This window comes from Chromobacterium haemolyticum DSM 19808 (assembly GCF_000711885.1).
Classification (GTDB): Bacteria; Pseudomonadota; Gammaproteobacteria; order Burkholderiales; family Chromobacteriaceae; genus Chromobacterium; species Chromobacterium haemolyticum.
In genome coordinates, this window is the sequence record NZ_JONK01000006.1 from 189174 (window position 1) to 214119 (window position 24946).

The 24946-nt window shown below is 64.5% G+C and carries 18 protein-coding genes; 10 read left to right on the forward strand and 8 right to left on the reverse strand.

Features of this window, described 5'->3' with window-relative positions:
- The 5 genes from kdpA to kdpE all read left to right on the forward strand — a co-directional run bounded on the left by kdpA (position 1) and on the right by kdpE (position 8206).
- Positions 1 to 1824: a potassium-transporting ATPase subunit KdpA gene (kdpA, locus tag BR71_RS06070; RefSeq protein ID WP_043634089.1), complete on the forward strand. Its 1824-nt coding sequence runs from the start codon at positions 1 to 3 to the stop codon at positions 1822 to 1824.
- Positions 1825 to 1846: 22 nt separating this feature from the next.
- The gene (kdpB, locus tag BR71_RS06075) at positions 1847 to 3958 is read left to right on the forward strand and encodes a potassium-transporting ATPase subunit KdpB (RefSeq protein ID WP_052370380.1); all 2112 of its coding nucleotides are present in this window, start codon (positions 1847 to 1849) and stop codon (positions 3956 to 3958) included.
- A 20-nt stretch (positions 3959 to 3978) separates the two neighbouring features.
- Positions 3979 to 4554, forward strand: coding sequence for a potassium-transporting ATPase subunit KdpC (gene kdpC, locus BR71_RS06080; protein WP_043634092.1), 576 nt, complete (start codon positions 3979 to 3981; stop codon positions 4552 to 4554).
- Positions 4555 to 4788: 234 nt separating this feature from the next.
- The gene (locus BR71_RS06085; protein ID WP_043634095.1) at positions 4789 to 7491 is read left to right on the forward strand and encodes a sensor histidine kinase; all 2703 of its coding nucleotides are present in this window, start codon (positions 4789 to 4791) and stop codon (positions 7489 to 7491) included.
- Between the two features lie 19 nt (positions 7492 to 7510).
- Positions 7511 to 8206 (forward strand): two-component system response regulator KdpE, encoded by a 696-nt coding sequence (gene kdpE / locus BR71_RS06090; RefSeq protein WP_043634099.1) that lies wholly within the window; start codon positions 7511 to 7513, stop codon positions 8204 to 8206.
- A gap of 172 nt (positions 8207 to 8378) precedes the next feature.
- On the opposite strand, the gene BR71_RS06095 is transcribed toward kdpE, so the two are convergent.
- The 8 genes from BR71_RS06095 to BR71_RS06130 all read right to left on the reverse strand — a co-directional run bounded on the left by BR71_RS06095 (position 8379) and on the right by BR71_RS06130 (position 19650).
- On the reverse strand, positions 8379 to 9047 hold the full coding sequence (locus BR71_RS06095; RefSeq protein WP_043634103.1) for a response regulator: 669 nt from the start codon (positions 9045 to 9047) through the stop codon (positions 8379 to 8381).
- Positions 9048 to 9117: 70 nt separating this feature from the next.
- Positions 9118 to 11052 (reverse strand): type IV pili methyl-accepting chemotaxis transducer N-terminal domain-containing protein, encoded by a 1935-nt coding sequence (locus BR71_RS06100; protein WP_043634105.1) that lies wholly within the window; start codon positions 11050 to 11052, stop codon positions 9118 to 9120.
- A 10-nt stretch (positions 11053 to 11062) separates the two neighbouring features.
- Positions 11063 to 12037 (reverse strand): GTP 3',8-cyclase MoaA, encoded by a 975-nt coding sequence (gene moaA / locus BR71_RS06105; RefSeq protein ID WP_043634108.1) that lies wholly within the window; start codon positions 12035 to 12037, stop codon positions 11063 to 11065.
- Between the two features lie 473 nt (positions 12038 to 12510).
- Entirely contained in the window at positions 12511 to 12837 is a 327-nt protein-coding gene (locus BR71_RS06110) for a glycine zipper domain-containing protein (RefSeq protein WP_043634110.1), read from the reverse strand.
- Positions 12838 to 13039: 202 nt separating this feature from the next.
- Complete coding sequence (gene narI / locus BR71_RS06115) at positions 13040 to 13726, reverse strand: respiratory nitrate reductase subunit gamma (RefSeq protein ID WP_043634112.1); 687 nt, start codon at positions 13724 to 13726, stop codon at positions 13040 to 13042.
- A 22-nt stretch (positions 13727 to 13748) separates the two neighbouring features.
- Positions 13749 to 14390: a nitrate reductase molybdenum cofactor assembly chaperone gene (gene narJ, locus BR71_RS06120; protein WP_043634114.1), complete on the reverse strand. Its 642-nt coding sequence runs from the start codon at positions 14388 to 14390 to the stop codon at positions 13749 to 13751.
- Positions 14391 to 14401: 11 nt separating this feature from the next.
- Complete coding sequence (gene narH / locus BR71_RS06125) at positions 14402 to 15952, reverse strand: nitrate reductase subunit beta (RefSeq protein ID WP_043634116.1); 1551 nt, start codon at positions 15950 to 15952, stop codon at positions 14402 to 14404.
- Positions 15949 to 19650, reverse strand: coding sequence for a nitrate reductase subunit alpha (locus BR71_RS06130; RefSeq protein WP_043634118.1), 3702 nt, complete (start codon positions 19648 to 19650; stop codon positions 15949 to 15951). The genes narH and BR71_RS06130 overlap by 4 nt, the downstream gene beginning before the upstream one ends.
- 308 nt (positions 19651 to 19958) lie before the next feature.
- Here BR71_RS06130 and zigA point away from each other — a divergent pair, with 308 nt between their 5' ends.
- The 5 genes from zigA to BR71_RS23350 all read left to right on the forward strand — a co-directional run bounded on the left by zigA (position 19959) and on the right by BR71_RS23350 (position 24938).
- Positions 19959 to 21206, forward strand: a complete 1248-nt coding sequence (gene zigA, locus BR71_RS06135; RefSeq protein ID WP_043634122.1) for a zinc metallochaperone GTPase ZigA — start codon at positions 19959 to 19961, stop codon at positions 21204 to 21206.
- The gene (gene folE2 / locus BR71_RS06140; protein ID WP_043634124.1) at positions 21203 to 22087 is read left to right on the forward strand and encodes a GTP cyclohydrolase FolE2; all 885 of its coding nucleotides are present in this window, start codon (positions 21203 to 21205) and stop codon (positions 22085 to 22087) included. The genes zigA and folE2 overlap by 4 nt, the downstream gene beginning before the upstream one ends.
- Before the next feature lie 151 nt (positions 22088 to 22238).
- Entirely contained in the window at positions 22239 to 22799 is a 561-nt protein-coding gene (locus BR71_RS06145) for an LbetaH domain-containing protein (protein WP_043634131.1), read from the forward strand.
- Complete coding sequence (locus BR71_RS06150; protein ID WP_043634133.1) at positions 22800 to 24137, forward strand: dihydroorotase; 1338 nt, start codon at positions 22800 to 22802, stop codon at positions 24135 to 24137.
- Between the two features lie 555 nt (positions 24138 to 24692).
- Positions 24693 to 24938, forward strand: a complete 246-nt coding sequence (locus BR71_RS23350) for a hypothetical protein (protein ID WP_081862568.1) — start codon at positions 24693 to 24695, stop codon at positions 24936 to 24938.
- The last annotated feature ends 8 nt before the right edge of the window (positions 24939 to 24946 follow it).

Below are 24946 nucleotides of genomic sequence, written 5' to 3' on the forward strand. Positions count from 1 at the left end.
ATGTTCGCCAATTTCATCGGCTCGGCCGCACCCTTGCAGCTGGGCTTGTTCCTGCTGGTGCTGCTGGCGCTGGCCTGGCCCCTGGGCGCCTATATCGCCCGTGTGATGCAGGGCGACAACGTCGGCCCCCTGCGCCTGTTCGCGCCGCTGGAGCGCGGTTTCTACCGGCTGGCCGGCGTCAAGCAGGACGAAGACATGGGCTGGCGCGGCTATGCCGTGGCGCTGCTCTTGTTCAACGTGCTGGGCGCGCTGGCGCTGTACCTGTTGCAACGCGTGCAGGGCTGGCTGCCTTTCAACCCGCAGGGCATGGGCGCGGTGGCGCCGGACTCCGCGTTCAACACCGCGATTTCCTTCATCACCAACACCAACTGGCAAGGCTATGGCGGCGAATCCACCATGGGCTATCTGGTGCAGATGCTGGGCCTGACGGTGCAGAACTTCCTGTCCGCCGCCACCGGCGCGGCGGTGGTGCTGGCGCTGGTGCGCGGCTTCGCCCGTCACAGCTCGGCCAAGATCGGCAACTTCTGGGTGGACGTCACCCGCTTCACTCTCTACGTGCTGCTGCCGCTGTCCTTCGTGTTCGCGCTGGTGTTCAGCCAGCAGGGCATGATCCAGAACCTGTCCGCCTATAAAGACGTGCAGACGGTGGAGACCACCCATTACCAGCAGCCCAAGACCGATGCCCAGGGCAATGCGGTCAATGGCGCCGACGGCAAGCCGGTGATGGTGGACGCCAGCACGCAGAAACAGACGCTGCCTATGGGGCCGGTGGCCTCGCAGGAGGCGATCAAGCTGCTGGGCACCAATGGCGGCGGCTTCTTCAACGCCAACTCCGCGCATCCGTTCGAAAACCCCACCCCGCTGACCAACTTCCTGCAAAGCCTGGCCATCTTCCTGATCCCGGCCGCGCTGTGCTTCATGTTCGGCCGGATGGTGGGCGACCAACGCCAGGGCTGGGCCATCATCGCCGCGATGACGGTGATGTTCGCCTGCGCGGTGGTGGTGGAAACCGGCGCCGAGCAAGCCGGCGTGCCGCAGTTCAGCACCCTTGGCATAGACCAGCAGGCCAGCCATCTGCAGGCCGGCGGCAATATGGAAGGCAAGGAAACTCGTTTCGGCATCATCGACACCTCCTTGTTCATCGCGGTGACCACCTCCGCCTCCTGCGGCGCGGTCAACGCCATGCACGATTCCTTGACCCCCATAGGCGGCCTGGTGCCCACCTTCCTGATGCAACTGGGCGAGGTGGTGTTCGGCGGCGTCGGTTCCGGCCTGTACGGCATGCTGATCTTCGCCATCCTGGCGGTGTTCATCGCCGGCCTGATGGTGGGCCGCACGCCGGAATACCTGGGCAAGAAGATAGAAACCTACGAGATGAAGATGACGGCAATCACCATTCTGGTGACTCCGGTGCTGGTGCTGACGCTGACCGCCGTCGCGGTGCTGGCCGCCTCCGGCAAGGCCGGCATCCTCAACCCCGGCGCGCACGGTTTCAGCGAGGTGCTGTACGCCTTCACATCGGCCGCCAATAACAATGGCAGCGCCTTTGCCGGCCTGTCCGCCAACACGCCTTTCTACAACATCGCCACCGGCGTGGCCATGTTCTTCGGCCGCTTTTTCATGATCGTGCCCATCCTGGCCATCGCCGGATCGCTGGCCGCCAAGAAGCGTCTGGCCGTCAACGGCGGCACCCTGCCCACTCACGGCCCGCTGTTCGTGGTGCTGCTGATAGGCACCGTGTTGCTGGTGGGCGCGCTCAACTATGTTCCCGCGCTGGCGCTGGGCCCGGTCGTCGAGCAGTTGCAGATGATCAACGGCCGCTGAGCCTGACGGGAGGATGCAGAAAATGAACAATATCAATCATTCCAATATCCAGCCCGCTCAAGCGGGCCACCGGAGCGCGGCCAAGTCCATGCTGGACCCCAGCCTGGTGAAACCGGCCATCGTCGACTCCTTCAAGAAACTGTCGCCGCGCACCCAGTGGCGCAATCCGGTGATGTTCGTCGTCTACATCGGCAGCATCCTGACCAGCGCGCTGTGGGTTCAGTCGCTGGCCGGCCAGGGCGAGGCGCCGTCCGGCTTCATCCTGGCGGTGGCGCTGTGGCTGTGGTTCACCGTGCTGTTCGCCAACTTCGCCGAAGCGCTGGCCGAAGGCCGCAGCAAGGCCCAGGCGGCCAGCTTGCGCTCCGCCAAGAAAAACGTGGTGGCCAAGAAGCTGTCCGGCCCTAGCCACGACGCCGGCAAGACCGTGATCGACGGCAGCAGCCTGCGCAAGGGAGATTACGCGCTGGTGGAAGCCGGCGACGTGATCCCGGTGGACGGCGAGGTGATCGAAGGCGTGGCCTCGGTGGACGAGTCCGCGATCACCGGCGAATCCGCGCCCGTGATCCGCGAGGCCGGCGGAGACTTCTCCTCGGTCACCGGCGGCACCCGCGTGCTGTCCGACTGGATCGTGGTGCGCATCAGCGTCAATCCGGGCGAAACCTTCCTCGACCGCATGATTGCGATGGTGGAAGGCGCCAAGCGCCAGAAAACTCCGAACGAGATCGCGCTGACCATCCTGCTGGTGGCGCTGACCATCGTGTTCCTGGTGGTCACCGTCACCCTGCTGCCCTTCTCGCTGTTCAGCGTGGAAGCGGCCAAAGCCGGCTCGCCGATCACCATCACCACCCTGGTGGCCTTGCTGGTCTGCCTGATCCCCACCACCATCGGCGGCCTCTTGTCCGCCATCGGCGTGGCCGGCATGAGCCGGATGATGGGCGCCAATGTAATCGCCACCTCCGGCCGCGCGGTGGAAGCCGCCGGCGATGTGGACGTGCTGCTGTTGGACAAGACAGGCACCATCACCCTGGGCAACCGTCAGGCCTCCACCTTCATCCCGGCTCCCGGCGTCAGCGAGCAGGCGCTGGCGGACGCCGCGCAACTGGCCTCGCTGGCCGACGAAACCCCGGAAGGCCGCAGCATCGTGGTGCTGGCCAAAAAACAGTTCAATCTGCGTCAGCGCGAACTGGCCAGCCATGAAGCCGTATTCATCCCCTTCACCGCGCAAACGCGGATGAGCGGCATAGACTACGACAGCCGCCAGATCCGCAAGGGCGCCATCGACGCCATCCGCCGCCATATCGCCGATCAGGGCGGCCAGTTCCCGGACGCGCTGGCCAAGAGCGCCGATGACGTGGCGCGCCGCGGCTCCACTCCGCTCTTGGTGGCGGAAGGCAACCGCGCCTTGGGCGTGATCGAGCTGAAGGACATCGTCAAGGGCGGCATCAAGGAGCGTTTCGCCGAGCTGCGCCAGATGGGCATCAAGACGGTGATGATCACCGGCGACAACCCGCTGACCGCCGCCGCCATCGCCGCCGAGGCCGGCGTGGACGACTACCTGGCCGAGGCCACGCCGGAGGCCAAGCTCAAGCTGATCCGCAGCCACCAGGCCGAGGGCAAGCTGGTGGCGATGACCGGCGACGGCACCAACGACGCGCCGGCGCTGGCCCAGGCCGACGTGGCTGTGGCGATGAACACCGGCACCCAGGCGGCCAAGGAAGCCGGCAATATGGTGGACCTGGACTCCAACCCCACCAAGCTGATCGAGATCGTGGAAATCGGCAAGCAGATGCTGATGACGCGCGGCTCGCTGACCACCTTCTCCATCGCCAACGACGTGGCCAAGTACTTCGCCATCATTCCGGCCGCTTTCGCCAGCACTTACCCGCAATTGAACGCGCTGAACGTGATGGGCCTGAACAGCCCGGCCTCGGCCATCATGTCGGCGGTGATCTTCAACGCCGTCATCATCGTGTTCCTGATCCCGCTGGCGCTGAAGGGCGTCAAATACCAAGCCAAGAGCGCGGCGGAGCTGCTGCGCGGCAACCTGCTGATCTATGGCCTGGGCGGGCTGCTGGTGCCCTTCGCCGGCATCAAGCTGATCGACATGCTGCTGGGCGCGCTGGGCCTGGTATGAGCACTGAAAGGAAAAACCAAATGAAACTGTTACGTCCCCTGCTGGTGGTGTTTGGCGGCCTGACCCTGATCACCGGCCTCGCCTACCCGCTGCTCACCACCGGAGCGGCCCAGGCGCTGTTTCCGTTCCAGGCCAATGGCAGCCTGATCGAGCGCGACGGCAAGATCGTCGGCTCGCGGCTGATAGGCCAGAACTTCAGCGGCCCGCAATATTTCTGGGGTCGCCCATCCGCCACCGGTCCAATGCCGTACAATGCCGGCGGGTCCAGCGGCTCTAACCTGGGCCCCACCAACCCGGCGCAGCTGGACTCGGTGAAAGCCAATGTGGCGCGCATCCGCGCCGCCCACCCGGCGCAAAGCGGCCCGGTGCCGGTCGACCTAGTCACCGCTTCGGCCAGCGGCCTGGATCCGGAAATTTCCGCCGCCGCGGCTTTCTACCAGTTGGAACGCGTCGCCGCCGCCCGCAAGATGGAGCCGGCCGCGCTGCGCAAGCTAGTGGAAAGCCGGGTGATAGGCGAAACCTTCGGCTTGCTTGGCGAGCCGCGCGTCAATGTGCTGGAATTGAATCTGGCGCTGGACCAGGCCGCCAAAGCCTGATCAACCTTCGGCGCCGGGGGCGCAGCGAGGCTTGCTCCGCCTCGTCCCCGGCGCCGATGAATGAATAAGAGCGTGTTTACGATCTAGCGGGCTAGAGCGAGACAAGGCGTTGCGGCTGAGAAAGCGGAATGCGCAAGTGGCACGTGAGCATTTCCAGGACGATTTCAACGCCCTTTTCCATCCATCATGCCGACGCGCGGCAGATCGTAAACAGGCGCTAAACAAAGCTCGCATATGACCGATTCCCGTCCCGATCCGGACGCCCTGCTCGATGAGCTCAAACGCGAAGAACTGGACGCCCAGCGCGGCCGGCTGAAGATTTTCTTCGGCGCCTGCGCCGGCGTCGGCAAGACTTACGCCATGCTGGCGGCGGCCCGCGCCAAGCGCCAGGACGGCGCGGCGGTGCTGGTGGGCGTGGTGGAAACCCACGGCCGCAAGGAAACGCAGGAACAACTGGCCGATCTGGAAGTCCTGCCGCCAAGACAGATCGCTTATAAAGGCCACGAACTGGCTGAATTCGATCTGGACACAGCGCTGGAACGCCGGCCCCAGCTGATCCTGATGGACGAGTTCGCCCACTCCAACGCGCCCGGCTCTCGCCACCCCAAACGCTGGCAAGATGTGGAAGAACTGCTGGCCGCCGGCATCGACGTTTACACCACCCTCAATGTCCAGCACCTGGAAAGCCTGAACGACGTGGTCGGCCAGATCACCGGCATCGTGGTGCGCGAAACCCTGCCCGACCATGTGTTCGACCGCGCCGACGAAGTGGCGCTGGTGGACCTGCCGCCGGACGAGTTGCTGGGCCGCCTGGCCGCCGGCAAGGTCTATCTGCCTCAGCAAGCCGAACGCGCGGTGAAGAACTTCTTCCGCAAGGGCAATTTGCTGGCGCTGCGCGAACTGGCGCTGCGCCGCACGGCCGACCGCGTGGACGCCCAGATGCGCGCCTACCGCGCCGACCAGGCCATCAACCCGGTGTGGCATGCGCGCGAGCGGCTGCTGGTCTGCGTCGGCTCCAGCGCCGGCATCGACAAGCTGATCCGCAGCGCCAAGCGCCTGGCCGCCAGCCTGGACGCGGACTGGATCGCCGTCTACGTGGAAACGCCCCAGCAGCGCAAACTGTCCGAGGATCAGCGCGCCCGCGTGCTCAAAGGCCTGAAGCTGGCGCAGGAGCTGGGCGCGGAAACCACGGTGCTGGGCGGCAGCGAGTTGGCGCCCACGCTGCTGGCTTATGCCCGCAGCCGCAACGTGTCCAAGCTGGTGCTGGGCAAATCCGCCCGCGGCGGCTGGTCGCGGCTGTGGCGCCGCCCGTTGGCCGACGAACTGAGCCGCCGTTCCAGCGACGTCGATCTCTTCGTGGTGGCCCACGAGCAGGAAGACGCCTCCGCCAACGCCGCCGCCAAAACCGGCGGCAGCCTGCTGTTCGAAGACCAGGACAGCCCGCGCTCGCGCTTCGGCTACCTCGCCGCCTTCGTCGCCTGCCTGCTGACCACCGCGCTGGCCGGCCTGCTGATTCCGCACGTGGCGCTGGCCAACGACATCATGATCTACCTGCTGGTGGTGGTGCTGGTGTCGGTGCGCTACGGCCGTGGTCCCGGCATGCTGGCCTCGCTGCTGTCGGTGGCCTCCTTTGATTTCTTCTTCGTGCCGCCGCATATGTCGTTCGCGGTATCGGACACCCAATATCTGATGACCTTCGTGGTGATGTTGCTGGTGGCCTCCATCATCAGCCAGCTCACCGCCCGGCTGCGCTTCGAAGCCAATATCTCCACTTATCGCGAACGCCGCACCCGCGCGCTGTACGACCTGGGGCGCGAACTGGCCGGCGCGCTGACCGCCGCGCAGATTGTCGATACCGCCGTCAGCCGGCTGGAACCGCTGTTCGCCGCCAAGGTCAGCCTGTTCCTGCCCAATAGCGGGGACGAGCTGCGCTCGGCCGGCGAGGGCCGCGGCGATGCCGATATCGGCGTCGCGCAATGGGTTTACGACCATCAGCAGCCGGCCGGCCTGGGCACCAACACCCTGCCCGCCAACGCCGCGCTTTATGTGCCGCTGCGCGCCCCCATGCGCAACCGCGGCGTGATCGCGCTACTGCCGGACGTTACCGATCAGGTCTTCTTGCCGGAGCAACAGCGGCTGCTGGAAACCTGCGCCGCCCAGATCGCACTGGCGCTGGAACGCGTGCATTACGTGGAGGTGGCGCAGGACGCCATCGTGGCCATGGAGTCCGAGCGGCTGCGCAACAGCGTGCTGTCGGTGGTGTCTCACGATCTGCGCACACCGCTGACCACCATGGCCGGCCTGTCCGAGCGGCTGTGCTCGTCCAACATGGACGACAGCCAGCGAGCCGAGATCGCCGCGGCCATTCAGGACGAAGCGCTGCGCATGAACAAACTGGTGACCAACCTCCTGGACATGGCGCGACTGCAATCCGGCGTCAAACTCAACAAAGAATGGCAGATGCTGGACGAGGTGGTGGGCAGCGCGCTGCGCGCCGCCGAACGCGGCCTGCGCGGCCGGGAGCTGACGCTGGAGCTGGCGCCGGACCTCCCTGTGCTGGAGTACGACGCCGTGCTGCTGGAGCGGGTGCTGGTCAACCTGCTGGAAAACGCCGGCAAATACACCCCGCCCGGCAGCCACATCACACTGGCGGCGCGGCGCGAGGGCGCGGAGGTGGTGGTGTCGGTCAGCGACGACGGCCCCGGCCTGCCGCCCAATATGGAAGAGCGCGCCTTCGACAAATTCTCGCGCGGCGCGGCGGAATCCAGCACCCCCGGCGTGGGGCTGGGGCTGGCGATCTGCCGCTCCATCGTGGAAATCCACGGCGGTCGCATCAGCGCGCGCAACCGCTCGCCGCACGGCGCGGAATTCCGCTTCAGCCTGCCGGCAGGACAAGCGCCGGCGCTGCCGGAAGAACGCCCCGAACCGCGAGCCTAAACCTGAGCGAAACCCTATCATGCAAGACGCACCGATCAGCATCGTCGTCATCGAAGACGAAAAACCGATCCGCCGCTTTCTGAGCGCGGCGCTAGAAGAGGAAGGCCTGACCGTTCACGAGGCGGAAACCGGCAAGCAGGGCCTGATCGAAGTGGCCACCCGCAAGCCGGACCTGGTGATACTGGACCTGGGCCTGCCGGATATGAACGGCCAGGACACCATCAAGCAACTGCGGGAATGGACCGACCTGCCCATCCTGGTGCTGTCGGCGCGCACTCAGGAAACCGAAAAGGTGGCGGCGCTGGACGCCGGCGCGGACGACTACCTGACCAAACCCTTCGGCGTGGCCGAATGCCTGGCGCGCGTCCGCGTGCTGTTGCGCCGCCGCACCCACGGCAGCGCCGCGGCGCAGCAGGTGTTCCAGTTCGGCGACATCAAGGTGGATCTGGTCAACCGTCAGGTGGCCAAGGCGGAGGCGGCGGTGCATCTGACGCCGATAGAATATCGGCTGCTGTCCACCTTGATACGCAGTGCCGGCAAGGTAATCACCCATCGCGAGCTCTTGCTGGCGGTATGGGGGCCGTCGTTCTCGGAGCACAACCAGTATCTACGCGTCTATATGGGGCATTTGCGCCAGAAGCTGGAAGACAATCCGGCGATGCCGCGCCATATCCTCACCGAGACCGGAGTCGGTTATCGGTTGGTGGAGGGTTGAGCAGGCCGCCGCTTAGAGCGGCTAACAAAAATCAGTTTTACGGATGAGGCAAGGCGCGCCGACGCAGGCAGTACTTGAGTACGGCAAGTCGGCGCAACGCAGCATGAGGTATTTTGTTAGCCGCTCTTAGAAGCTGTTCATGCTCCAGGGAGCCAGGGGCATGTGTAGCCGCTCAAGCGCTGCGCCCCACCCCGTTCTCCACCGCGAACACCGCCGCCTGCACCCGGCTGCTGAGGCTGAGTTTTTTCAGGATGTTCTGCACGTGGATCTTGACCGTGCTCTCCGCCAGGTCCAGGCTGCGCGCGATCTCCTTATTGCTCTTGCCCTGGGCCAGAAAACCGAGGATTTCGCGCTCGCGCGGGGTCAGCTTATCCAGCTCCTGCTCCTCCGGTTCCACCGGCGCCGCCGCGCCGTGGCGGAACTGGGCCATCAACTTGGCGGTCATCGAGTCGCTCATTACCGATTCCCCGGCGGCGGCGCGCACCACCGCCTGAGTCAGAAAGTCCGCGTCGATGTTTTTCAATAGATAGCCGCGCGCGCCGGCCTTCAGCGCCGCGGTCAGGTCGTCGGCCTCCTCGGACACCGTCAGCATCACCACCGCCCGCTTGGGCTGGTCCTGCAGCATCAAGGTCAAGGCCTCCACGCCGGAGATACCGGGCATGTTCAGGTCCAGCAGCACCACGTCCGGGTCCAGCTGCTTGGCCAGCTTGACGCCCTCGGCGCCGTCGGCCGCCTCGCCTACGACGTCGAAACCCGCCTGGCGCGCCAGCAGAGCCTTGATGCCGCTGCGGAACAAAGTGTGATCGTCCACCAGCAAAATGCGTATGGTCTGTTCAGACATCATCGAGTTCCGGGTCTTTCTAGTTCAGATATGGACAGTATGAGAGCTGTCTTGCCGCCGCGCCAGCGGCTCAAGCGGCCATGCGCCGCGCGCGCGGCAGCAGCAGGCTGACCAGGGTGCCCGCCTCCGGGGTGGATTCAATGTCCAGCTGCAAGCCGGCGCGCTGCGCGCGTTCCTGCATGATGGACAGGCCGAAATGACCGTCGCCCTTGTTCCGCACGGTATCCAGGTCGAAGCCGACGCCGTTGTCCAGCACGCTGAGCACGAACACCTCGCCGTCGTCGCTAAGGCTGACCGTGACCTGGCTGGCCTCGGCGTGCTTGCGCACATTGGACAGCGCCTCTTGCAGAATAAACAGGATTTGCAGCTGTTGTTCCGGCATCAAAGGCGCGCTGGCCCCGGTGGAGCGCAGCTCCACCCGCAGCCCGGTCTGCTTGCGGAATTTGTCCAGCAAGCTGCTCACCGCCTGACTCAGGCTTTCCGACAGCTTGGAGCGGAAATTATTGAGCAGTTCGCGCACATCATCGTAGCTTTCCTTGACCCCGGCCTCGAACAAGGCCAGCGTGTCGTCCACCAGCCCCGGATCCCCGCTGTCCAGCGCCTGCCGCATGATCTGGGTTTGCAAGTTCAGGAAAGACAGACCTTGCGCGATGCTGTCGTGCAAGCCCTGGGCCACCAGGTTGCGCTCTTCCAACACAGCCAGTTCGCGCTCCTTGGCCGCCAGCCTCAGGTTTTCGATCGCCACCGCCAAATGCTGGCCCAACATCTCCAGCTGCCGCACTTGTTGCGGCAGCAGAATGCGCGCCTGGCGGAAATGCAAATTGAAAATGCCCAGCGTGCGGTTCTGCGTCGACACCGGAAAGGCGCTGACTACGCGGAAGCCTTCGCGGCTGCATTGCTTGTCCGGCAGGCCGCGCATGTTCTCCACCCGGCTCTCGGCTTTGGCTGCGGCTTCTCCGCACAGGCAGTCGCCCACTTTCAGGCAGTGTTCGTCGCGCAGCAGCCCCTCCGGCAAGCCGTCGTCGGCCACCACGAACACCATGCCCTGGCCATAGTCGGTCAAGCGCACAGCGCCGCCGTCGGCGTCGAAGGCGCGCATCACTCGGGCCAGAAAACCCTTGCACAGCGCTTCCAGCGGCTGGGATTGATTGCAGAAGGCCGTGATTTCGTACAGCAGGGCCAATTCTTGGTTTTTCTGCTGCAGGCTGGCCGTCTTGCCGCGCACCCGCTCTTCCAGGGTGGCGTGGGATTCGGACAAACAGGCCGCCATCAGATTGAAGCCGGTGCTGACTTGGCCGAACTCGTCGTCGGTCTCCACCGGCACCCGCACGCTGTAATCGCCTGCAGCCAACTGGCGTATGCCCTGGTGCAACTTGTCCAGCGGCCTCAGCACGATCAGCAGCATCAGATAGATCAGCGCGACGGTGCCCACCACCGCCATGCTGGCGAGCAAGAGCTGCAACAGGCGAAGGTAGTCTGTATTGCGCGCGTTGTAGGCTTCCATGCCGCTGACGAAGGTGTTGATGTCCTCCACGTAGAGCGCCACGCGCTCGGCGAAGCGGGCGGCCTCCGCCGCGTTGTCGCCGGGCCGCGTCAGCGCGTTCAGCAGCACCGGTTTCAGTTGCTCGCGCCACTGCCTTTCCACCTGATTCAGCGCCTGCTGAATGTCGGCCTGGCGGGGCACCAGCAGCGGCCGCGCGGGGTCGCCGCGGCGCAATCGCTGCAAGATGGTTTCGTAATTGACCATGTCGCGACGCAAGGCGTCGGCGCGCGCGCCGTCCTGGCCGCTGAGCTGCAAGTCCAGCGCCAGCCGCGTGACGCGCATGCGCAGGCTGCCGGCGTCGTTGATCGCCGCCGCGCCGCCCTCTTGCTGCCAGGACAGCCACAGCGTGGCGCCGATGGAACCCAGCGCCACCAACAGAAACACCGCCAGCACGCCGACGATCTTGGCGCTGAGCCGCTGCCCCAGCGGGCCGCCCAGCACCGGGGACACGTTCAGCCGCATCGCCGTTGTCCTAGCCACCGGTCATCGACATGAAGCGCACCAGCTTTTGCGGCTTCTCGCTGAACTCATGTCGCTCCGGCTTCAGTTCTATCGCGGTACGGATTGCCGCTTCCAGTTCGGCATCGGAGATACCGGCGCGCAGCAAGGGACGCAGTTCGAAGCTTTCCTCCTGGCCCAGGCACATGTACAAGGTGCCGTCCACAGACAGCCGCACCCGGTTGCAGGTGGCGCAGAAGTGTTGGGAGATGGGGGTGATCAAACCCAGCGAGAAACCGCCGTCCCGGGTTTTCCAGTAGCGGGCCGGACCGCCGCCTAGGGTAGCGGCCTGTTCGACCAGATCGAATTCGGTTTGCAACTGGCGCAGCACCGGCTGCAAGTCCAGATAACTGGCGGCGCGGCCGGTGTCGCCCATCGGCATGGCTTCAATCAGCCGCAGCACGAAGCCATGCTGGATACAGAAGGCGACCATGGCGCCGATGTCGGCGTCGTTGACGTCCTTCATCGCCACCATATTGATCTTGATTGGGGAAAAGCCGGCGTCCTTGGCCGCCATCAAGCCTTCCATCACCCGCGGCAGGCTGTCGCTGCCGGTGATGTCGTGCACGCAGTCGCGGCGCAGCGAGTCCAGGCTGACGTTGACGCGGCTCACCCCAGCGGCGCGCAGCGCCTGGGCGTGGCGCGCCAGCTGAGTGGCGTTGCTGGTCAGCGACAGATCGTTGAGACCGGGCAGCGCGGACAGGCGCGCCGCCAGCTCAGGCAGATTACGGCGCAGCAGCGGCTCGCCGCCCGTCAGCCGCAGCCGTCGGGTGCCCAGCCGGGCGAAAGCCCCCACCACGCGTTCTATCTCGTCGAAGGTCAGCCAGTTGGCCGGCTCCTCGAAGCCTTTGAAGCCTTTGGGCAGGCAGTAATTGCAGCGCAGGTCGCAACGGTCCGTCACGGATAGACGCAGGTATTCGATGGAGCGCCCGAAGCGGTCGGTAAGCATGAGTTCCTCCATGGCAGCCAATGATACCGCTTAGTCGCAACCAAGTGGCCCGGCTGTCGCCGCCAATCTGATATTTCCTGATTCAATTTTACTAGCTAGACCAACTTTTCGCAGTCCAACCAAAGCACGCAGGCCCCTAGTCACTTGTAACTAGGGGCCAGTCGGCTGAATTGAAGCCCGCGGAGCGGGAGAGGTTTACGATCTCGCGAGCAAAAGCGAGACAAGGCCGAAACAACTGAAGAAGCGGAATGTGCATGCGGTACATGAGCATTCTGAGGTTTTTTCAGCGCCGTATCGCCGAAGTGCAGTCAATCGTAGACCGGTTCTCAGATCAAGGCCTGGACAGCATGGCGGGTCCCGATCTCTATCGATTGTTTCTCTTGATTTTCCATGACAAAGGAAACCAACACCCATCAATATAGATCAAGCCCGGCCCATGCTGAATACGACAAGGTGACTAATGGCTATGACACTCAGCAGCGGCCTTTCTTGGCCTGTCCCGGCGGGCAGAAATAGCCCTTGTCGTGGTGGTGACGATGACGGTGCTTGCGATAGCGGCGGCCATCGTCGTCGCGGCGTTCCGACGCCGCCGGCTTGCCGTAGTCGTGGCCGATGGCCGCGCCGGAAGCGCCGCCCACCGCGCCGCCGATGATGGCGCCGTTGCGGCCGCCCACCGCTTCGCCCACTGCCGCGCCGGCCGCGCCGCCCAGCGCGCCGCCGACGATGGTGGAGGTGTCCGCCATGGCGGTGGAGGCCAGTCCGGCCAGGCTCAGCGAAAAGATGACAAGTGCGCGTTTCATGCGGCTAACTCCCGAATTTAAACAGATGGCCCAGCTTAACCGTTTGGTTGACAACGAGCTGTTTCGAATTGTTAGGAATTGTTCGCTCTTGTTATCGCTTCACAACTTATCAAGTTTATATGTAGCCGGACGGCATGAAAAACGGCGAAGCCCCCTTGGGACTCCGCCGCATCGTCATGCAAATTCTGGCAAGCCAGCCGGATCAACCCCGCGGCCGCACCAGCTGCCAGGCCCGGCCCAGATACGTCACCGCGCCGAAGCCGCTCCACACGTGCACCAGACGGGTGAACGGGAAGATCACGAACAAGCTCATGCCCATGAACAAGTGCGCCTTGAACACCGGCGAGGCGTCGACGATGAAGAAGGCCGCGTCGCCGCGCAGAGTGACGATGTGCTGAGCCCAGCTCATCAGCAACACCATCTCGTGGCCGTCCAGGTGCTGCGCCGACACCGCGATGGTGCTGAGACCCAACAACAAGGTGGCCAGAATCCACAGCAACACCAGCTTGTCGCGCCAGGTGGTGTTGGCCGCCAGCCGGTCGCAGGTGAAGCGGCGGTGCAGCAGAATCAGAATGCCAATCAGGCACAGGCCGCCCATGATGCCGCCGGCCGTCATCGCGAACACTTGCTTGAAGCTGTGGCTGACGCCCAGCACGTCCCACACCGCCACCGGGGTCAGCAGCCCCACCAAATGGCCGAAGAACAGGCCGATGATGCCGAGATGGAACAGGATGTTGCCCAGCCGCAACTGGCCGCGATACAGCAGCTGCGAGGATTCGCTCTTCCAGCTGTATTGCTCGCGGTCAAAGCGGATCAGGCTGCCCAGCAAGAACACCGCCAGCGCGATGTAGGGGTAGATGCCGAATACGAATTGGTGCAGATAGTTCATGTTGCTCTCCTGGCAGCGGGATTCAGCCCTGCGGCCGCTGCGGGTAAAAATTCACCGGGGCGATGGCCGGCCGCGCCGGCTTCAGCAGCGGCTCCACGCCGTCGGCGCCGGGGCCGAAGGTCTCCAGCATCTCGTCCATGTCGCGCACCGGCGGCACGGTCAGCGCCTCCGGCGTCACCGGCGACAGCAGCACCAGGCTCTGCAGCACGCCGGCGTAGTGGGAGTGACTGTCGGCCAGCTTGCCGGCCACATGGGCGATCACGTGCACCGCGTCCGAAAGCAGCCGGGTGGCCTCTTCCGGCTGGCACTGCGCCAGGAACTCGAGAAACAGCGGCAGATAGTCCGGCAGCTCGTTGCCCGCCGGCTCGAAGCCCTGGGCCTGGTATTCCGCCAGCAGGTCCACCATGGCCTGACCGCGGGCGCGGTCCTCGCCGTGGATGTGCTCGAACAGATGCAGCGAATGGCTGGGGTTGCGGTCGAAGGTCTGCACATAGCGTTCTTGCAGGGTGATCAGGTCCTCGCCTTCCAAGGACAGCAGCAGCGGCTCCAGCAGCCGGGCGATGCGCGGCTCCGCCGCGACTTCGACGCGGATGTCGTCCGCCGCCGCGACCAGGTCCGGCTCCGGGTAGCACAGCAGGGCCGATAAGGCTTGATAGATGCGCATGGCGTTCTCCCTCACTGACCGGAATTGGACTTGCGGTCGCGCCGCATGTCGTGGAACACGATGGGGGTGGCTTTCTTCTTGCCGAACAAGCTGGCGTCGGACTCGCCGCCGGAGCAGCCGTTGCCAAAGGTGAAGCCGCAGGACGCCTTGTCCTCGAAAGTGTTTTCCACCAGTTCCTTGTGGCTGGACGGAATCACGAAGCGGTCTTCGTAATTGGCGATGGCCATCACCTGGTACATCTCCTCCACCTGGGCCGGATTCAAATGGGTGCCCTTGAGGGTGGCGGCGTCGGACACCTTCTCCACACTCTTCTTGCGCATATAGCGCCGCATCGCCACCATGGTTTCCAGCGCTTTCACCACCGGCTCTTCCTTGCCTGCCGTCAGCAGATTGGCCAGGTACTGGATGGGGATGCGCAGATCCTTGACGTCCGGGATGATGCCGTTCTCGCCGATCAGGCCGTTTTCCATCGCGGACTGGATGGGCGACAACGGCGGGATGTACCACACCATCGGCAGGGTCCGGTATTCCGGGTGCAGCGGGAAAGCCACTTTCCACTCCATCGCCATCTTGTAAACCGGGGAGCGCCGCGCGGCGTCCAGCCAGCTTTGCGGAATGCCCTGTTTCTGCGCTTCGGCGATCACTTCCGGCGCGTTCGGGTCCAGGAACACGCCCAGCTGCGCCTCGTACAAGCTCTTCGGGTCTTCCACCGCGGCGGCTTCGTCTATCTTGTCGGCGTCGTACAAGAGCACGCCCAGATAGCGGATGCGGCCAACACAGGTTTCCGAGCACACCGTCGGCTGGCCGCCCTCGATGCGCGGGTAGCAGAAGGTGCACTTCTCGGCCTTGCCGGAGGTCCAGTTGTAATAGATCTTCTTGTACGGGCAGCCGGACACGCACATGCGCCAGCCACGGCATTTGTCCTGATCGATCAGCACGATGCCGTCGTCTTCGCGCTTATAGATGGAGCCGGACGGACAGGACGCGACGCAGGCCGGGTTCAGACAGTGCTCACACAGCCGCGGCAGATACATCATGAAGGTGTTCTCGAAGGCCGAGTACATCTCCTTCTGGATTCCTTCGAACAGAGCGTCCTTGCTGCGCTTGGAGAATTCGCCGCCCAGGTCGTCCTCCCAGTTCGGGCCCCATTCGATCTTGTCCATCTTCTTGCCGGTCAGCACCGACACCGGCCGCGCGGTGGGCGGGGTCTGCATTTCCGGCGCGTTCTGCAGGTGTTCGTAGTCGTAGGTGAACGGCTCGTAGTAATCGTCAATCGCCGGCATATTGGGGTTGGCGAAGATATTGCCCAGGATTTTCAGCCGGCCGCCCTGACGCGGCTCCAGCTTGCCGTTGGGCTTGCGCACCCAGCCGCCCTTCCACTTTTCCTGGTTTTCCCATTCCTTGGGGTAGCCGATGCCGGGCTTGGTTTCCACGTTGTTGAACCAGGCGTATTCAATGCCGTCGCGGCTGGTCCAGACGTTCTTGCAGGTGACCGAACAAGTGTGGCAGCCAATGCACTTGTCCAGATTCAACACCATGCCGATTTGAGCGCGGATTTTCATTGTTGCTCTCCTGCCGGACTATCCATCCAGTCCACTGTGTTCATCTTGCGCACCACCACGAATTCGTCGCGGTTGGCGCCCACGGTGCCGTAGTAGTTGAAGCCCCAGGACAGCTGCGCGTAGCCGCCTATCATGTGGGTGGGCTTGGTCACCGCGCGGGTTACCGAGTTGTGGATGCCGCCGCGCTTGCCGGACACTTCCGCGCCCGGCACGTTCACGATCTTCTCCTGGGCGTGGTACATCAGCGTCATGCCCTGCGGCACCCGCTGCGACACCACGGCGCGGGCGGTCAGCGTGCCGTTGACGTTGAACACCTCTATCCAGTCGTTGTCCACGATGCCGGCCTTCTTGGCGTCGTCCTCGGACAGCCAGACGTGCGGGCCGCCGCGGCTCAGCGTCAGCATGCGCAGGTTGTCGGAATACGTGCTGTGGATGCCCCATTTCTGGTGCGGCGTCAGGAAGTTCAGCACCAGTTCGTGGTTTCCGTTGCCGTGCTTGCCCAGCACCGCCTGGGTGGTTTTCAGGTCCACCGCCGGCTTGTACACGCACAGGCCTTCGCCGAAGGCGCGCATCCACTGGTGATCCTGATAGAACTGCTGGCGGCCGGTGATGGTGCGCCAGGGAATCAGCTCGTGCACATTGGTGTAGCCGGCGTTGTAGCTGACCTCTTCGCTTTCCAGGCCGGACCAGGTGGGCGAGGAAATGATCTTGCGCGGCTGCGCCTGCACGTCGCGGAAGCGGATGCTGTCGTGCTCGCGCGGCTTGGCCAGATGGGTGTGGTCGCGCCCGGTGATCTTGGACAGCGCGTCCCAGGCCTTCACCGCCACGTGGCCGTTGGTTTCCGGCGCCAGGGTCAGAATCATCTCGGCGGCGTCGATGGCGGTTTCCAGCTTGGGCTGGCCCTTGCCGGCGCCCTGGCTCGCCACCTGGTTCAGGCCGCGCAGGATGTCCACTTCATGGCCGGTTTTCCAGTTGATGCCCTTGCCGCCGTTGCCGGCTTTTTCCAGCAAGGGGCCGATGGTGGTGAACTTGTCGTAGATCGCGCCGTAGTCGCGCTCCACCACCGTCATCTTGGGCATGGTCTTGCCCGGCACCGGCTCGCACTCGCCTTTTTTCCAATCCTTGGGGTCGAAGGGCTGACCCAGTTCTTCCGGGGTGTCGTGCATCAGCGGGGTCAGCACCAGATCCTTTTGCACGCCCAGGTAGTCCTTGCCGATCTCGGACAGCTTCTTGGCGAAGCCCTTGTAGATCTCCCAGTCGGTGCGGGACTGCCACAGCGGCTGCACCGCTTCGGACAGCGGGTGGATGAAGGGGTGCATGTCCGAGGTGTTGAGGTCGTCCTTTTCGTACCAGGTGGCGGTGGGCAGCACCACATCGCCGTACAGGCAGGTAGTGGACATGCGGAAGTCCAGCACCACCAGCAGGTCCAGCTTGCCTTCCGCCGCCGGGCGCATGGTGATCTCGGTGGGCTTGATGCAGTCGTCTTCCGAATTCAGTACCGCGTTCTGGGTGCCCAACAGGTATTTGAGGAAGTATTCGTGGCCCTTGCCGGAGCTGCCCAGGATGTTGGAACGCCACACAAACATATTGCGAGGGAAGTTCTGCGGGTTGTCCGGGTCGTTGCAGGCCAGGTCCAGCTTGCCGGACTTGAGGCCATCCACCACGTAGGCGGCGGCGTCCTGGCCGGCGGCGGCCGCGGCGCGGGTCACGTCCAGCGGATTGGCGGACAGCTGCGGCGCGGAAGGTAGCCAGCCCATGCGTTCGGCCTTGGCGTTGTAATCGATCAGCGCCATGCCGGCCATGCTGCCGTCGGCGGTGGGCGCAAGGATTTCGCCCACGCCCAGTTTTTCATGCCGCCACTGGCTGGTATGGGCGTAGAAGAAGCTGGTGCCGTTCATCTGCCGCGCCGGGCGGTTCCAGTCGCCGGCGAAGGCCAGCGGCGCCCAGCCGGTTTGCGGGCGCAGTTTTTCCTGACCCACGTAGTGGCACCAGCCGCCGCCGGACTGGCCGATGCAGCCGCACAGCATCAACATATTGATGATGCCGCGGTAGGTCATGTCCATGTGGTACCAGTGGTTCAGCGCCGCGCCGACAATGACCATGGACTTGCCCTGGGTCTGATCCGCGTTTTGCGCGAACTCGCGCGCCACCTGGATCACCAGCTCCGGTTTCACGCCGGTGTGTTTTTGCTGCCAGGCCGGGGTGTAGGGCACGTCGTCCATGTAGTCGACGGCGACGTTGCCGCCGCCCAGCCCGCGGTCTATGCCGTAGTTGGCCGCCATCAGGTCGAACACCGTGGCCACCAGGGTTTCGCTGCCGTCGGCCAAACAGATGCGCTTGGCCGGCACATTGCGGGTCAGCAGTTCATCGTGCTCGGCGCCGAAATAAGGGAAGCCCACGCCGACTACCGCGTCGCCGTCCTTGATCAGCGACAGCTTGGCGGATACCTCGCGGCCGTTGCCGCCATCCTTCTGCTCCAGGTTCCACTTGCCGGTCTTGCCCTCGGCCTGACCCCAGCGGAAGCCGATGGAACCGTTGGGCGCGACGATGTCGCCGCTGGCCTCGTCGATCAGCAGGGTTTTCCAGTCCGGGTTATTGTCCTCGCCCAGGCTGCCCTCCAGATGGGAGGCGCGCAGGAAGTAGTCCGGGAGGTAACGCTCGCCGTCTTGCTTCAGGGCCACCAGCATTGGCATGTCGGTGTAGCGGCGGATGTAGTCGGTGAAGTAGCCGGATGGATTATCGAGGTGGAACTCCTTGAAGATCACATGACCCATCGCCATTGCCAGCGCGGCGTCGGTGCCCTGCTTGGGCGCCATCCAGATGTCGCCGAACTTGGCCATTTCGCCAAAGTCGCTGGACACCGCCACCGTTTTGGTGCCCTTGTAGCGCACCTCGGTATAGAAATGGGCGTCCGGGGTGCGCGTCATCGGCACATTGGAGCCCCACACCATCAGATAAGTGGAGTTGTACCAGTCCGCGGACTCGGCCACGTCGGTCTGCTCGCCCCAGGTTTGCGGGCTGGCCGGCGGCAAATCGCAGTACCAGTCGTAGAAGGACAACGGCACCCCGCCGATCAGGCTGAGGTAGCGGCTGCCGGCGGCGTAGGACACCATGGACATCGCCGGAATCGGCGAGAAGCCCACCACGCGGTCCGGGCCGAATTTCTTGATGGTGAAGGCGTTGGCGGCGGCCACGATCTCATTGGCCTCGTCCCAGCTGGCGCGCACGAAACCACCCTGGCCGCGCTTGGATTTGTACTGCTTGGCCAGTTCCGGCGTCTGACTGATCTTTTCCCAAGCCTCAACCGGGCTCAGGGTCTGGCGCGCTTCGCGCCACAGCTTGGCCAGCCGACCGCGGATCATCGGATATTTGACGCGCTGGGCGGAGTAGACGTACCAGCTGTAGGACGCGCCGCGCGGACAGCCGCGCGGTTCGTGATTGGGCAGGTCCGGCCGGGTGCGCGGGTAATCGGTCTGCTGGGTTTCCCAGGTGATCAGGCCGTTCTTCACATACACCTTCCAGCTACAGGAGCCGGTGCAGTTCACGCCGTGGGTGGAACGCACCACCTTGTCGTGCTGCCAGCGCTGGCGGTAGGCGTCTTCCCAACCGCGATCCTCGTTGACGACGGCGCCGTGACCATTGGCAAAGGTGGAGCGGGTCTTGCCCAGGAAATTCAAACGGTCGAGAAAGTGACTCATCTTGCCTCCAAATATCGGGGTCCGCGCCATGCGGGCCGGCGGCTCCAGCCACCGGGGGAAACGGACCTTTTCACTTGATTGCAAGCTTAGAACGCGCCGGCAAACGCCGACATTCGCCGAAGGTCGACGCCGGGCGGCGCATTGGCACTAGTCGCGGTTAGTACTTTGGCAAGAAGGACTAGCCAGAAAGAACTAGTGCCGACATTCGACCCTTGCCATCGAAAAATAAAATGTTATAACATAACAAAAATAACGAAAGCCAAGCACTCTCGCCATACGCATCGCCATCATCTAATCGGACCCATGCCATGACGCCCAGCCCCTCCTCCACCGCTGCTTCTGCCACGGATACCAGACTACCGGTCACCGTGCTGTCCGGCTTCCTCGGCGCCGGCAAGACCACCTTGCTCAACCACATCCTCAACAACCGCGAGGGCCGCCGCGTGGCGGTCATCGTCAACGACATGAGCGAGGTCAATATCGACGCCGCCCTAGTCCGCGACGGCGGCGCCGCGCTGTCGCGCACTGAGGAAAAACTGGTGGAAATGAGCAATGGCTGCATCTGCTGCACCCTGCGCGAAGACCTGCTGCTGGAAGTGTCGCGGCTGGCGAGCGAAGGCCGCTTCGACCAGCTGGTGATCGAATCCACCGGCATCGCCGAACCGCTGCCGGTGGCGGAAACCTTCACCTTCGCCGATGACCAAGGCCGCAGCCTGGCCGACTCCGCGCGGCTGGACACCATGGTCACCGTGGTGGACGCCTGTCACTTCCTGCGCGACTACGCCTCGCGCGATCATCTGCGACAACGCGGCGAATCGCTGGGCGAGGCCGACGAGCGCACGGTGGTGGACCTGTTGATCGAACAAGTGGAGTTCTGCGACGTGATCGTGCTCAACAAGACCGATCTGATCGACACCGCGGACAAGGAGCGGCTGGCCGGCATTCTGCGCCAGCTCAACCCCCGCGCCCGCATCGTTGAAGCCTGTTTCGGCCAAGTGCCGCTGGACGAAGTGCTCAACACCGGCTTGTTCGACTTCGACGCCGCCGCCGACGCCCCCGGCTGGCTCAGCGAGCTGCGCGGCGAGCATACGCCGGAAACCGAGGAATACGGCATCGCCAGCTTTGTCTACCGCGCTCGACGCCCCTTCCACCCGCAGCGCTTCCACGAACTGGCGCAACGGGAATGGCCGGGCGTGCTGCGCTCCAAGGGCTATTTCTGGCTGGCCAGCCGCCCTGCCCACGCCCAGCTGTGGTCGCAGGCCGGCGCGGTGTGCCGCCACGAACTGGCCGGCCAGTGGTGGGCCGCCACCCCGCGCGAATACTGGCCGCAGGACGAGGACAGCCTGCGCCAGATCGAAAGCCACTGGCAGGACGTGATCGGCGATGCGCGCCAGGAACTGGTGTTGATCGGCATCGCCATGGACGAAGCCGAACTGCGTCGGCAACTGGACGCCTGCCTGCTGGACGAGGCCGAAATGGCCGCCGGCCCGGCCGCCTGGGCGCTGCTGCCGGACCCGTTCCCACCCTTGGAAACCGCCGCCGAGGACGCCGCATGAACGCCCCGCTGCCCGATATCGCGCGCAGCGGCGCTGCCGCCGCGCTACTGCCCTTGAACTGGGTGGGCATGGATGGCATCGCGCTGCCGCTGCGGCTGGCGGACGCCGCCCACGGCTGCGTCGCCGCCCGCGCCAGCGTGCAAGTCAACCTGCCCCGGCCAACGATCAAGGGCATCCACATGTCCCGGCTCTACCGCTTGCTGCAACCCCACGCCGACGCCGCGCCGCTCAGCCCGGCCGCCCTGAGCCGGCTGCTGCAGGCAATGGCGGACAGCCACGCCGACTGCGGCAGCAACGCCGCCCGCGCCGAATTCCGCTTCGAACTCTTGTGCCAGCGCCCGGCGCTGGCCACGCCGGGACTGTCCGGCTGGAAAGCCTACCCGGCCGCGCTGGGCGCGGAACGGGACGGCGACGGCTGCCGGCTGTGGGCCGAGGTGGAAATCGCCTACTCCTCCACCTGCCCCTGCTCCGCCGCTCTGGCGCGCCGGCTGATCGCCGACGCCTTCCTCCAGCAAGCCTGCGCGGCCACGCCGGACGCGGTCCACGCCTGGCTCCTGGAACACGCCACCCTGGCCACCCCGCACAGCCAGCGCAGCCAGGCGCGCTTGCGCTTCGACATCCCCGCCGACGCCGCCGGCTGGGACCTGGCGGCCCGCATAGACCTGGCCGAACAGGCGCTGGCCACCCCGGTGCAAACCGCGGTCAAGCGCGCCGACGAACAAGCCTTCGCCGCCCTCAACGGCGCCAACCTGATGTATGTGGAAGACGCCGCGCGCCGGCTGCAAGCGGCGCTGGCCGGTCACGGCCTGAGCCGGGTCGACGTGCGCCACCAGGAAAGCCTGCACCCGCACGACGCCGTGGCCGCCAGCCAACTCTCATAACCCATCCACGATCTCGCGAGCAAGAGCGAGACAAGGCGAGAACAGCGGAGAAAGCGGAATGTACATTCGGTATATGAGCATTTCGAAGATGTTCTCAACGCCGTGTCGCCGCAGCGCAGCAGATCGCGAACACCCCCTCAGAGAGCAGCGCATGATACGCAAGAACCCCTCCGGCCACCTGCCGCTGATCGCCGAATCCGCCTACGTCGACAAGACCGCCATCCTCTGCGGCAAGATCATCGTCCACGACAATGTCTTCATCGGCCCCTACGCGGTGATCCGCGCCGACGAAGTGGACGCCAACGGCGAGATGGAAGCCATCGTCATCGGCCCCCACTCCAATATCCAGGACGGCGTGGTTATCCACTCCAAGGGCGGCGCCGCCGTCACCATAGGCGCACACACCTCCATCGCCCACCGCTCCATCATTCACGGCCCCTGCGCCGTGGGCGAACGCGTCTTCGTCGGCTTCAACAGCGTGCTGTTCAACTGCCGCGTCGGCGACGGCTGCGTGGTGCGCCACAACGCGGTGGTGGACGGCTGCGAACTGCCGGCCGGCTGCTACGTGGCCTCCACCGAACGCATAGGCGCGGCCAGCGACACCGCGCACCTGCCCAAGGCCAGCGTTTCCGCCGCCGAATTCTCCGAAGACGTGCTGCGCGCCAACAGCGAACTGGTACGCGGCTACAAAGCGCTGCAAAACGAGTTCTGAATGAACGACATCCTGATCCGCAACGCCCGCCTGGTCAGCGACGGCCGCGAGTGGGAAGCCGACCTGCGCGTCGGCAACGGCCGCATCCGCCTCATAGGCGCCAGCCTGCCCGGCCGCCCCGGCGACATCGATATCGACGCCGCCGGCCAATGGCTGTTGCCCGGCATGATCGACGACCAAGTCCACTTCCGCGAACCCGGCGCGCCGCACAAGGGCAGCATCGCCAGCGAATCCCGCGCCGCGGTGGCCGGCGGCGTCACCAGCTTCATGGACATGCCCAACACCCGGCCGGCCACCACCTGCCTGGAGGCGCTGACGGACAAGGAAAGCCGCGCCGCCGCCAACTCGGTGGCCAATTACGGCTTCCATCTAGGCGCCACCCGCCACAATCTGGACCTGATCGCCGCGCTGCCGCCCAACCGCGCCGCCGGCGTCAAAGTGTTCATGGGCGCGAGCACCGGCGACCTGCTGCTGGACGACCCGGCCGCGCTGGAACGGCTGTTCGCCTCTTGCCCGCTGCCCATCCTCACCCACTGCGAACACACACCGCGCATCCGCGAGCGCGAAGCCGCCTGGCGGCTGCGCTTCGGCGACGATATCCCGCCGGACCAACACCCGCTGATCCGCGACGCCGAAGCCTGCTACCAATCCAGCCGGCTGGCGGTGGACCTGGCGCGGCGTCACGGCAGCCAGCTGCACGTGCTGCACCTGAGCAGCGCGCGCGAACTGGAGTTGTTCCAGCCTGGCCCCATCACCGGCAAGCGTATCACCGCCGAGGCCTGCGTCCACCACCTGCTGCTGGACGACGGCGACTACGCCCGCCTGGGCCACCTGATCAAATGCAATCCGGCGATCAAAAGCCGCGCCGACCGCGACGCGCTACGCCAGGCGCTGCGCGACGGCCGCATCGATCTGATCGGCACCGACCACGCGCCGCACGCCTGGGAGGAAAAACAGCAGCCCTACTCGCAGGCCCCGGCCGGACTGCCGCTGGTCCAGCACGCGCTGCCGGCGCTGCTGGAACTGGTGGCCGACGGCGAACTGACGCTGCCGCAATTGGTGGACAAGACCAGCCACGCGGTGGCCACGCGCTTCGCCATCGCCGAGCGCGGCTATCTGCGCGAAGGCTATTGGGCCGATCTGACGCTGGTGGCGCGCCTGCCCGCGCCGCGCCCGGTGTGCCGCGACGCCCTGCTGGCCCATTGCGGCTGGACCCCGTTCCCGCATCTGGCCTTCCGCCACGCGGTCAGCGCCACCATCGTCTCCGGCCAGTTGGCCTGGTTCCAGGGCCGCATCCAGCCGGACTGCCAGGGCCTGCCGCTGCGGTTTATGCGTTGAGGGCCGGTCGCGATCTTTACACACAGGGATCATTGCTTGGAGCCGCTAACAAAAGCTCGCAGAGAACCATTGAATCCGCTTCGCGGATAATGGTTTTGATTGCCGGAGCGGCATCTTGGAACCGGCCGCCCACGAAGAGGCTCCCCGCCGGCACCGGCCATTTACACGTGCGTCAACGCAGCGGCATGCAGGCGGAAATGGTTGGCGTGCTGGCGGCGCATTACCTCAGCCAAGACGGTTCAATTGAAACCGCATCGCCATTCCATTTCCCACCCCTACCCCAATAAAACCCGCTGCCAATAAAATGCCATAAACATTTAAATACCCACCCATCACGCCAATAGAAACAACCATAAAGTTCTTACAAAACCATCTTTATTTAATACTTTCCTAAATATAAATTTAACAATCAAAATCAATGACATATGGCTGTGAGTATTTACAATTGACCTCAAAAAACAAACACCGAGATACTGTAAATACAAAATTTAATCATTTACAAAAATGATCATAACAATGGCTCGCTCGCTTCATTCCATCACTTAGGAGCGCCATATGCGATTGTATAAAAGCCTTGCCCTTGCCGCGGGCCTGATTCCCTTATTGTCCGCGTGCGAAACCGACGAAGCCAGCCCCTTTGCCGCCGGAACGGCTCAGACCGCCAGCTTCAAGCAGGCCGCCAGTTCCGTCATCAAAACCGATTTCGAAATCTTCAAGCAATGCGCGGACAACTGCATTCTCTCGCCGGCTGAACCAGGCAAATTCATCAGTACCTCGCTGCCGCTGCAAATCACCCCGTAGCCGGACGA

Coding starts and splice junctions, on each gene's coding strand:
- kdpA (WP_043634089.1), top strand. CDS start 1: ATGTTCGCCAATTTCATCGGCTCGGCCGCACCCTTGCAGCTGGGCTTG.
- kdpB (WP_052370380.1), top strand. CDS start 1,847: ATGAACAATATCAATCATTCCAATATCCAGCCCGCTCAAGCGGGCCAC.
- kdpC (WP_043634092.1), top strand. CDS start 3,979: ATGAAACTGTTACGTCCCCTGCTGGTGGTGTTTGGCGGCCTGACCCTG.
- BR71_RS06085 (WP_043634095.1), top strand. CDS start 4,789: ATGACCGATTCCCGTCCCGATCCGGACGCCCTGCTCGATGAGCTCAAA.
- kdpE (WP_043634099.1), top strand. CDS start 7,511: ATGCAAGACGCACCGATCAGCATCGTCGTCATCGAAGACGAAAAACCG.
- BR71_RS06095 (WP_043634103.1), bottom strand. CDS start 9,047: ATGTCTGAACAGACCATACGCATTTTGCTGGTGGACGATCACACTTTG.
- BR71_RS06100 (WP_043634105.1), bottom strand. CDS start 11,052: ATGCGGCTGAACGTGTCCCCGGTGCTGGGCGGCCCGCTGGGGCAGCGG.
- moaA (WP_043634108.1), bottom strand. CDS start 12,037: ATGCTTACCGACCGCTTCGGGCGCTCCATCGAATACCTGCGTCTATCC.
- BR71_RS06110 (WP_043634110.1), bottom strand. CDS start 12,837: ATGAAACGCGCACTTGTCATCTTTTCGCTGAGCCTGGCCGGACTGGCC.
- narI (WP_043634112.1), bottom strand. CDS start 13,726: ATGAACTATCTGCACCAATTCGTATTCGGCATCTACCCCTACATCGCG.
- narJ (WP_043634114.1), bottom strand. CDS start 14,390: ATGCGCATCTATCAAGCCTTATCGGCCCTGCTGTGCTACCCGGAGCCG.
- narH (WP_043634116.1), bottom strand. CDS start 15,952: ATGAAAATCCGCGCTCAAATCGGCATGGTGTTGAATCTGGACAAGTGC.
- BR71_RS06130 (WP_043634118.1), bottom strand. CDS start 19,650: ATGAGTCACTTTCTCGACCGTTTGAATTTCCTGGGCAAGACCCGCTCC.
- zigA (WP_043634122.1), top strand. CDS start 19,959: ATGACGCCCAGCCCCTCCTCCACCGCTGCTTCTGCCACGGATACCAGA.
- folE2 (WP_043634124.1), top strand. CDS start 21,203: ATGAACGCCCCGCTGCCCGATATCGCGCGCAGCGGCGCTGCCGCCGCG.
- BR71_RS06145 (WP_043634131.1), top strand. CDS start 22,239: ATGATACGCAAGAACCCCTCCGGCCACCTGCCGCTGATCGCCGAATCC.
- BR71_RS06150 (WP_043634133.1), top strand. CDS start 22,800: ATGAACGACATCCTGATCCGCAACGCCCGCCTGGTCAGCGACGGCCGC.
- BR71_RS23350 (WP_081862568.1), top strand. CDS start 24,693: ATGCGATTGTATAAAAGCCTTGCCCTTGCCGCGGGCCTGATTCCCTTA.